Annotated in this window: 8 protein-coding genes; all 8 read left to right on the top strand. The window is 71.7% G+C overall.

The genetic code is table 11. The features are described 5' to 3' along the window. Positions 1-12 precede the first annotated feature (12 nt). The 8 genes from ACSMXR_RS34935 to ACSMXR_RS34970 all read left to right on the top strand — a co-directional run bounded on the left by ACSMXR_RS34935 (position 13) and on the right by ACSMXR_RS34970 (position 8,595). Positions 13-348: a HypC/HybG/HupF family hydrogenase formation chaperone gene (locus ACSMXR_RS34935; protein WP_137235097.1), complete on the top strand. Its 336-nt coding sequence runs from the start codon at positions 13-15 to the stop codon at positions 346-348. Beyond that, positions 345-1,484, top strand: a complete 1,140-nt coding sequence (gene hypD / locus ACSMXR_RS34940) for a hydrogenase formation protein HypD (protein ID WP_218523655.1) — start codon at positions 345-347, stop codon at positions 1,482-1,484. Before ACSMXR_RS34935 ends, hypD begins: the two co-directional genes overlap by 4 nt. 73 nt (positions 1,485-1,557) lie before the next feature. Continuing rightward, a complete protein-coding gene (hypE, locus tag ACSMXR_RS34945; RefSeq protein ID WP_381793965.1) occupies positions 1,558-2,547 on the top strand; it encodes a hydrogenase expression/formation protein HypE in 990 nt (329 codons plus the stop codon). Between the two features lie 263 nt (positions 2,548-2,810). After that, positions 2,811-3,704 carry a siderophore-interacting protein gene (locus tag ACSMXR_RS34950; protein ID WP_473170767.1) on the top strand — a complete coding sequence of 298 codons (894 nt, stop codon included), beginning with the start codon at positions 2,811-2,813 and terminating at the stop codon, positions 3,702-3,704. 268 nt (positions 3,705-3,972) lie between these two features. After that, a complete protein-coding gene (locus ACSMXR_RS34955; RefSeq protein ID WP_137235101.1) occupies positions 3,973-5,040 on the top strand; it encodes a FecCD family ABC transporter permease in 1,068 nt (355 codons plus the stop codon). Next, a complete protein-coding gene (locus ACSMXR_RS34960) occupies positions 5,037-6,188 on the top strand; it encodes a FecCD family ABC transporter permease (protein WP_473170768.1) in 1,152 nt (383 codons plus the stop codon). Before ACSMXR_RS34955 ends, ACSMXR_RS34960 begins: the two co-directional genes overlap by 4 nt. A 164-nt stretch (positions 6,189-6,352) precedes the next feature. Further along, a complete protein-coding gene (locus ACSMXR_RS34965) occupies positions 6,353-6,571 on the top strand; it encodes an MbtH family protein (protein WP_065479820.1) in 219 nt (72 codons plus the stop codon). Then, a complete protein-coding gene (locus ACSMXR_RS34970) occupies positions 6,568-8,595 on the top strand; it encodes a multicopper oxidase family protein (RefSeq protein ID WP_381851091.1) in 2,028 nt (675 codons plus the stop codon). The genes ACSMXR_RS34965 and ACSMXR_RS34970 overlap by 4 nt, the downstream gene beginning before the upstream one ends. Positions 8,596-8,855: the final 260 nt, after the last annotated feature.

The following is an 8,855-nucleotide window of genomic DNA, read 5'->3' on the forward strand; positions in this document are numbered from 1 at the left end:
GAGGAGAGCGCCATGTGTCTGGCCGTACCCGGCCGAGTGCTGGAGATCGAGGAACGCGACGCCACGCGAATGGCCAAGGTCGACTTCGGCGGCGTCGTCAAGGACGTGTGCCTGGAGTACGTCCCCGACATGAAGGTCGGCGACTACGCGATCGTCCACGTCGGATTCGCCCTGCAACGGCTCGACGAGGAATCGGCGCGCCAGACCCTGGACCTCTTCGAGAACCTCGGTGTGCTGGAGGAGGAGTTCGGCGACCACTGGGGCAAGGCGGCCAAGGACGCGGGCGCGGAACGCCCGGCCGGGACCGAACTCCCCGCCGACGGGAGTGAGAAGGAGGCGAGGTCATGAAGTATCTCGACGAGTTCAGCGACCCGGTCCTCGCGAAACGGCTCTTCGACGACATCCGGGCGCTCACCACGAAGCCCTGGTCCCTCATGGAGGTCTGCGGCGGACAGACGCACTCGATCATCCGCCACGGCATCGACCAGCTGCTCCCCGACGGGATCCGGCTGATCCACGGTCCGGGCTGTCCCGTCTGTGTCACCCCGCTGGAGATCATCGACAAGGCCCTGGAGATCGCCTCCCGCCCCGACGTGATCTTCTGCTCGTTCGGCGACATGCTCCGCGTCCCGGGCAGCGGCCGCGACCTGTTCCAGGTCAAGAGCGAGGGCGCGGACGTCCGCGTGGTCTACTCGCCGCTCGACGCCCTGCGCATCGCCCAGGAGAACCCGGACAAGCAGGTCGTCTTCTTCGGCATCGGCTTCGAGACCACCGCCCCGCCGAACGCGATGACGGTCTACCAGGCGAAGAAGCTGGCCATCCCCAACTTCAGCCTGCTGGTCTCGCACGTACGCGTGCCCCCGGCGATCGACGCCATCATGAACTCGCCGGACTGCCAGGTCCAGGCGTTCCTCGCCGCCGGACACGTCTGCACGGTCATGGGCACCAAGGAGTACCCGGCCCTCGCCGCCGAGCACGAGGTCCCCATCGTGGTGACCGGCTTCGAACCCCTCGACATCCTCGAAGGCATCCGCCGCGCCGTACGGCAGCTGGAGGCCGGCGAGCACCGGGTCGAGAACGCCTACCCGCGCGCCGTCAACGAACAGGGCAGCCCGGCCGCCCAGAAGATGCTGGCGGATGTCTTCGAGGTCACCGACCGGTCCTGGCGCGGCATCGGGATGATCCCGCGGAGCGGCTGGCGGCTGTCGCCGAAATACCGCGAGTACGACGCCGAGCACCGCTTCTCCGTCACCGGCATCGAGACCGAGGAGTCCACGGTCTGCCGCAGCGGCGAAGTCCTCCAGGGCCTGATCAAGCCGCACGAGTGCGCCGCCTTCGGCAAGGAGTGCACCCCGCGCAACCCGCTCGGCGCGACCATGGTCTCCAGCGAGGGCGCGTGCGCCGCGTACTACCTCTACCGGCGGCTGGAAGCCCCGAAGGGGACCACCGGGTCCCCGGCCAAGGAGGCGAGTTCCGTTGGCTGACATCGCCCCGGCCCCCGCCGACTTCTCCGGCTGGACCTGCCCCGCCCCGCTGCGCGACCACGAACGCATCGTGATGGGCCACGGCGGCGGCGGAACGCTCTCCGCCGAACTGGTCGAGCACCTCTTCGCGCCCGCCTTCGGCAGCGACGTCCTCGCCGAGCTCGGCGACTCCGCCCATGTGACCATGGGCGGCGCCCGGCTCGCCTTCTCCACCGACTCCTTCGTCGTCCGGCCGCTGTTCTTCCCCGGCGGCAGCATCGGCGACCTCGCCGTCAACGGCACGGTCAACGACCTGGCCATGGCGGGCGCCGAGCCGGCCTACCTCTCCTGCGGCTTCATCCTGGAGGAGGGCATCGAGCTGTCGGTGGTGGGGCGGGTGGCGCAGGCGCTCGGCGACGCGGCCCGCACGGCGGGCGTGACCGTCGCGACCGGCGACACCAAGGTCGTCGACGCCGGGCACGGCGACGGGATCTTCATCAACACCGCCGGGATCGGCCTGGTCCCCGACGGCGTCGACATCCGCCCGCAACGCGCCGCCCCCGGTGACGCGGTCCTGGTCAGCGGGCAGATCGGGGTCCACGGCGTGGCCATCATGAGCGTGCGCGAAGGGCTGGAGTTCGGCGTCGAGATCCAGAGCGACACCGCGTCGCTGGCCGGCCTGGTCGCCGACATGCTCGCCGTCTGCCGTGACCTCCACGTCCTGCGCGACCCGACCCGGGGCGGCCTGGCCACCTCGCTCAACGAGATCGCCGGAGCCGCGGACATCGGCATCACCCTGGACGAGGGCTCCCTCCCGGTGCCCGAGACCGTCGCCAACGCCTGCTCCTTCCTCGGCCTCGACCCGCTGTACGTCGCCAACGAGGGCAAGCTCGTCGCCTTCGTACCGCCGGACCACGCCGACGCGGTCCTGGAAGCGATGCGCGCCCACCCGCTCGGCAAGGAGTCGGTCCGGATCGGGACCTGCGTGGCGGAGCACCCCGGCATGGTGGTGGCGGCCACGGGCCTCGGCGGCACCCGGGTGGTGGACATGCCGCTGGGCGAGCAGCTGCCGCGCATCTGCTGAGCTGGTCCGCCCCGTCAGGGCCGCCCCGTCAGGACCGGTGCGCCGCACCAAGCGGCGGGCTCGGGCGGCGGCGGCTTCGGGATCCTGCCCCACGGCTCCACCGCACCCGCATGCGCCGGATTCCGGCGCGGTTCCCGGAGGTGTTGGCCGAGGCCGTCTCGAACCCGCGCCCGTGGAAGGTTAGGCTGGCCTAAGTCAATTCGGTTCTCTCGTCCGGCGGGCGAGGCGTTCAGGCCGACCACGCGTACGAAGGGGCAGTGTCCATGACGATCCACCGAGCCGTCGTCGCCCGAGTGCGGCCGCTCTCCGCGACCATGACCCGCGTCACCTTCCACGGCGAAGGCCTGGCGGGCTTCGGGTCCACCGGGGTCGGCGACGAGTACGTGCGGATCTTCCTGCCGCACGGCCCGGACCGCACCGACGTCTCGCTGCCCCGGACGACCGAGCAGGGCGGGTGGGAGACCCCCGAGGGGCAGCCCGTCGCGCCGATGCGCACGTACACGATCCGCGCGGTGCGCCCGGAGGAGGGCGAGGTCGACATCGACTTCGTGCTCCACGAGGGCGGTGTCGCGTCCGGCTGGGCCGCCGAGGCGCGGCCCGGCGACGTGGTGGGCGTCAACGACCCCACCGGGCTCTACAGTCCTCCGGACGATCTCACCTGGCAGGTGCTGGTCGCCGACCAGACCGGTCTGCCCGCCGTGGCCCGCCTGCTGGAGAACACCCCGGACCACGTCAGGACCCGGGTGGTCCTGGAGGCGCCCGACCCCTCGGCCGTACTGCCCCTGCGGGAGCTGCCCGACTCCAAGGTGACCTGGACCTACGGCGGAAACGGCCACGGGCCGAGCCGGCTGGCCGACCTGGTGGCCGCCGCGGTCCCGCCCGGCACGGATCTCGCGGGCGGGTACGTGTGGGTCGCGGGGGAGACCAACGCCCTGCGTACGGTGCGCCGTTACCTCCGCCGCGAGCTGGGTCTCCCGGCGGAGCGCTTCAAGGTCGTCGGCTACTGGATACCGAACTCCGACACCTGGTCCGAGCGGTTCGAGGCGCTGCCCGACGCGGTGCGCTCCGAGCTGGAGGCCCTCTGGGACAACCCGGCCGGCGACTCCGAGGACCTCACCATCCGCTACGAGGCCCGCCTGAGCGACCTCGGGCTCTGACCGGGCCCGGGACCGGTCTCCTCAGTCGATACGATTGTGGGTAAGGTCAGCCTTACTTCGCGGGGGGCTCCGCCTTGCTCGACCGGTCAACCGGCCTGTGCGACAGGTCGGTTGACGGTACGTGGCGCCACTGCGATGACTGTGGACGCGACGGAAGGCAGCACCAGATGCGGGTGGTTATGTTCGGCTCTCGGACCGGGGGGCCTCGCGCACCGCAGGCATTAGGGGAGGGTCCTCCTCGATCGCTCCTGACGGGCGGGACGCCGACATGACCGCCCCGCCCGCCGCGCTCGGCCGCCGGTCCGCCGCACGGAAGCCGCAGCCGGAACCCACCGCCGCCCGGTCCGCCCTGCGCGGCGGCGGACTCCTCGTCCTCGCCGGGCTGCTGCTGGTCCTCGTCGTGCTGAGCACCTGGATCGGCACCAAGGACACCACGCTCGGACAGGTGTGGACCGCCCTCTGGAACGACGACGGGGCCTACGCCACCGACGTCATCCGCCAACTCCGCCTGCCGCGCACCCTCGTGGGCCTGATGACCGGTGCGGCGCTCGGCGTGGCGGGAGCGGTCATGCAGGCCGTCACCCGTAACCCGCTGGCCGACCCGGGACTGCTCGGCGTCAACGCGGGCGCCTCGGCGGCGGTGGTGTTCGGCATCGGCATCGTCGGCCTGGCCGGCTTCGGCTCGCTGGTGTGGTTCTCCTTCGTCGGCGCCGCGCTCACCACCGTGATCGTGTACGTGCTCGGAGCCTCCGGAAGGGCCGGACCCACGCCCGTACGCCTCGCGCTGGCCGGTGCCGCGGTGAGCGCGAGCCTCAGCGGCGTCATCGCCGGACTCACCGTCTTCGACTCCGCGACCTACGACTACCTGCGGTTCTGGATGGTCGGCTCGCTCGCCGGACGGGAGCCCGAACTCGTCGTGCAGCTCGTGCCGTTCGTGGCCGTCGGCCTGGTGATCGCCCTGCTGCTCGCCCGCCCGCTGAACTCTCTCGCCCTCGGCGAGGAGTTGGGCCGGGCGCTCGGGGCGCGGATCGCCCGGACCCGGATCGCCGCGGTGATCGCCGTGACCCTGCTCTGCGGAGCCTCGACGGCGGCCGCCGGACCGATCGGCTTCGTGGGCCTGGTCGTTCCGCTGGTCGCCCGCTGGCTGACCGGGCCGGATCTGCGCTGGGTGCTGCCGTACTCGATGCTGCTGGCCCCGGTGCTGCTGCTGGTCTCCGACATCATCGGCCGAGTGGCGTTGCCCGGTGATGAGTTGGAGGTCGGCGCGGTGACCGCGGTGATCGGCGCGCCGGTGTTCATCGCGATGGTGTGCCGACGCAAGGAGGCCTCGCTGTGACGGCGACCGACGTCCGTACGGCCCCACAGAAGAGCCCCCGCGCCTCGGACGCCGCCCGCCCCGTGCGGTGGTGGTCCGGCAGGGTCAGCTTCCGGATGCACCGGCGTACGGCCCTGGTGAGCGGCGGCGCGCTGCTGCTCGCGGCGCTCCTGCTGCTGGTCAGCCTGTGCGTCGGCTCCTACCCGGTGCCTGTGCCCGAGGTGGCCCGCGCCCTCTTCTACGGGACGGGCGATCGGCTCGCCGTCCACTTCGTCAACCAGGAACGCCTGCCCCAGGCCCTGTTGGCGATCCTGGCCGGCTGCGCGCTGGGCATGAGCGGTGCGATCTTCCAGAGCGTGTCGCGCAACGCGCTCGCCAGCCCCGATGTCATCGGCTTCAACAGCGGCGCGGCGACCGGGGCGATCCTGGTCATCGTGACGTTCGGCGGAGCCGCCGCCTCGGTGGCCGCCGGGGCGATCGTCGGCGGCCTGGTCACCGCGCTGCTGGTCTCCGTCCTGGCGAGCAGGGGAGGGCTGCACGGCATCCGGCTGGTCCTGATCGGGCTCGGCGTGACCGCCATGCTCGGCTCGGTCAACTCCTATCTGCTGACCCGGTCCTCCCTCAATGACGCCCAGAACGCGCACATCTGGCTCGTCGGGACGCTCAACGGGCGGGGCTGGAGCTCCGTGCAGATCATGGCCGTCGCTCTGGCGGTCCTCCTGCCGGCGGTGCTGCTGTTCGGCAGACGGCTGCGGATGATGGAGCTCGGCGACGATCTCGCCACCGGCCTGGGCGTCCGGGTGAACCGCTCGCGGCTCGCCCTGACGGTGCTCGGGATCGGGCTGTGCGGGGTGGCCGTGGCCAGCGCCGGGCCCATCCCGTTCATCGCCCTGGCCGCCCCGCAGATCGCCGTCATGGTCAGCCGCAGCCCCGGAGTCAGCCTGGTCTCGGCGGGGGCGGTGGGCGCCGGACTGCTCTCGGCCGCGCACCTTGCTTCCAGCCAGTTCTTCGCCGCCCTGGTGTGGGCCGACCGGCAGATCGGATGGATCCGGGTGGTGGAGGAGTCCCAGCGAAACAACCTCCTCCCGGTGGGCGTCACCACCGCCGTGCTGGGCGGTGTGTACCTGGGCTGGGTGCTGTTCAAACGGCGCGGAACCGGCAGCGCGTGACGGGGGCGCCCCGGGCGACGGGACGCCCGGGGCGCTCAATTCAAGCCATCAAAAGCCGTGTTGAGTACGTGAGTTGTGGGATCGGTGAGTCAACCGCGAGATCGGTGGGTAGGGTCGCTATCGATCAAGTAAAGATAGCCTTACCTAAGTCGATGGAGGTTGCGGTGACCAATCCGTTCGAGGACGAGGACGGCACCTACCTGGTGCTCGTCAACGACGAGGGACAGCACTCCTTGTGGCCCGCGTTCGCCGAGGTGCCCGCCGGATGGACCGTGGCCCACCCGGAGGACACCCGCCAGGCCTGCCTGGACTACGTCGAGCAGAACTGGACCGATCTGCGGCCCAAGAGCCTGATAGAGAGCATGGCGGCCGATCCCACATGAGAACTCCCCCCAAGCTGTCGGACCTGGTCGCCCGCCGGGGGTTCCTCATCGGAGCCGGCGTGGCGGGCGCGGGGGCCGCCCTGGGCACCGGACTCGCCCTCCCCGGCGGATCCGGCCGCGCCATGGCCGCCACCGCCCCGCCCCGGTCCGCCCTGATGACGGCGGCCCTCGGCACCCCGCTCGACGACCTGCCCGACGCCGTCCGCGAGGCCCGGGAGGCCGGACCCCGGCTCACCGGGGACGCCGCCGAGAAGGCCGCCCGCGCGGCGAAGGCGGCGAAAACCCTCGTGCCCTTCCTGGACCCGCTGCCCGTACCCCGGGTGATCAGCGGCCGCAAGGGCGAGCTGACCGTCACGATGCGCTCGGCCCGCGTCCGCCTCCACCGCAGCCTCCCGTACACCCGGCTGTGGACGTACGAAGGCACACACGTCGGCCCGACCATCGAGGCGAAGCGCGGCAGCAGACTCCGGATCGCCTGGGAGAACGACCTCACCGGCGGCTACCCCCTGCGGGCCGTCCGCGTGCCGTTCGCCTACGACCCCGAGCTGCCCCTCATGTGGGACCGCCCGGGCCGCGAGGGAGCCGCGGTGCGCGCCGACGTCGCCGCACTGCCCCCATGGGCCGTGGTCCATCTGCACGGAGCCGTCACCGGCGGAGGCAACGACGGCTGGGCGGAGAACGCCGTCCTGCCGGGCGCCGCCCAGCTCGCCGAATACCCCAACGAGCAGCCCGCCGCCGGACTCTGGTACCACGACCACGCCATGCACATCACGCACCTCAACGTGATGACCGGCCTCGGCGCGGGCGCCTATCTCATCCGCGACGAGGAGGAGAGGCGGTTACGCCTGCCCTCCGGCGACCGGGAGATCCCCCTCCTCTTCTTCGACCGCAACCTCGACCTCGACGAGGACGGCGCGTTCACCGGCGACCTCCTCTACAAGGGCATCGTCGTCGCCGACGACCCCTACGAACTGGTCCGCCCCTTCACCGGACCGTTCAACCTGGTCAACGGAGTGATCTGGCCGCATCTGGAGGTCGAGGCCGGGTGGTACCGCTTCCGCGCCCTCAACGCCTCGAACAACCGCCCCTACCTCCTGAAGATCCTCGACGAGGAGGGCAGGGAACTCCCCGCCGACGCGTTCCGGCTGATCGGCACGGACAGCGGACTGCTGCCGAAGCCCGACCCGGTGACCGACGGCGTCCCGCTCACCCCCGGTGAACGCGCGGACCTCCTGGTGGACTTCACCGCCCTGCGCGGCAGACGGCTGCGGCTCGTCAACGCCCTGCCCGAACCCGGAGCCCGCCCCGACCTGATGGAGTTCCGCGTCGCCTCGCGGGCCGGACACGACACGTTCGTCCCGCCGAAGCGCCTCGCCACGTCCTTCACCCCGGCCGAACCGTCGGCCGGCGCCCCCGAACGCCTCGTCATCGTCACCCCCGTCTACCCCAAGGACCCCGAACTCTGGGAGATGGAGGAGACCGAGGCGCCCGAGGGCGAGCTCCCGATCGACGGAATCGTCCAGATCGAGGACGAGCGCGGCACGGTCCGCACCTTCCGGCGGGTCTCCGCCACCTTCGAGGACCCGGTGCGGTTCACCGTCGCCGCCGGAGCCACCGAACGCTGGAGATTCCTCAGCCTGGAGAAATCCGAAGGCGCCTACCCGCACCCGATGCACCTCCACGCGGTCGCCTTCCAGGGGCTGAGCCGCGAGGTGTACGACGTCAGCTCCTTCACCTTCTTCGAGCTGCCGGGCGGCGGTTACGGAGCCGGCACCACCACCCCGATCCGCTGGCGGAAGAACGCCCCGCTGACCGCGGCCGAACAGGGACCCAAGGACGTCATCTCACTCGCTCCCGCCCAACTCATCACGGTCGGAGCCACGTTCGACGGGCCGCCCGGACGGTTCATGCACCACTGCCACGTCTACGAGCACGAGGACATGATGATGATGCGGCCCTTCGTCGTGCAGCCGAAAGCCGTCCTGGCCCTCGCCCCCCACCACGGTCACAGACCCCAGGCCTGACCCACCCCGGGTCCGGCTCCGGGCCCCGCCGAGCACACCGCACCGGGACACCGGCCCGCACCACCGGCCGGTCCCGGTGCCCCTCCGCGCCCGGGCCGCACCACGCCCCCCCACCTGCCCCCCACCCACCTTCGCCCCCACCCCCAGCGTCACACCGCCGCGCCGACGGCCTCGTCCGCGTGCCCTCAGGCACGCCCTGCCCACGAACCTGCCCACCTCACCGGGAAAGCCGGCCGAGGTTTCCTGCCGGGAGAATGCGC

The organism is Streptomyces sp. DSM 106670 (assembly GCF_055792845.1).

Coding starts and splice junctions, on each gene's coding strand:
- ACSMXR_RS34935 (WP_137235097.1), top strand. CDS start 13: ATGTGTCTGGCCGTACCCGGCCGAGTGCTGGAGATCGAGGAACGCGAC.
- hypD (WP_218523655.1), top strand. CDS start 345: ATGAAGTATCTCGACGAGTTCAGCGACCCGGTCCTCGCGAAACGGCTC.
- hypE (WP_381793965.1), top strand. CDS start 1,558: ATGGGCCACGGCGGCGGCGGAACGCTCTCCGCCGAACTGGTCGAGCAC.
- ACSMXR_RS34950 (WP_473170767.1), top strand. CDS start 2,811: ATGACGATCCACCGAGCCGTCGTCGCCCGAGTGCGGCCGCTCTCCGCG.
- ACSMXR_RS34955 (WP_137235101.1), top strand. CDS start 3,973: ATGACCGCCCCGCCCGCCGCGCTCGGCCGCCGGTCCGCCGCACGGAAG.
- ACSMXR_RS34970 (WP_381851091.1), top strand. CDS start 6,568: ATGAGAACTCCCCCCAAGCTGTCGGACCTGGTCGCCCGCCGGGGGTTC.